Origin of the sequence: Bradyrhizobium sp. BRP56 (assembly GCF_020194035.1) — a bacterium.
GTDB lineage: Bacteria > Pseudomonadota > Alphaproteobacteria > Rhizobiales > Xanthobacteraceae > Bradyrhizobium > Bradyrhizobium australafricanum.
This window is the reverse complement of the sequence record NZ_JADYVV010000251.1, coordinates 1-382: the sequence shown is the minus strand read 5'-3', so window position 1 is coordinate 382 and position 382 is coordinate 1. Positions and strand designations below refer to the sequence as shown.

The 382-nt window shown below is 40.8% G+C and carries 1 protein-coding gene; it reads left to right on the top strand.

The features are described from left to right. Nucleotides 1-151: 151 nt before the first annotated feature. Nucleotides 152-382, top strand: a 231-nt coding sequence (locus tag I6F38_RS43630; RefSeq protein ID WP_225164746.1) for a BLUF domain-containing protein, incomplete at its 3' end; no start/stop codon positions are given.

Genomic DNA, 382 nt, shown 5'->3' with positions numbered 1-382 from the left:
CCTATACAGGTTTTTTCGCCAAACCGTCTTCAACCTTTTCCACTTTTTATCAATGTAAAGAAACGGTTATGTTTTGGTATTAAAAGAAAGACACAAGAAGATATGTCTGTTACCGTCTTACTCTCGCCTCGCCCATTACCCTGGATTGTTAATGCTTACCACCCTTATTTATCGTAGCCATATACGTGGCGACGAACCTGTCAAAAAAATTGAAGAAATGGTTTCGATAGCAAATCGCAGGAACATGCGGTCTGACGTAACAGGGATCTTACTGTTTAATGGTTCTCATTTTTTCCAGCTTCTGGAAGGTCCGGAAGAACAGGTTCAAATGATATATCGGGCCATATGCCAGGATCCACGGCACTATAATATTGTTGAACTG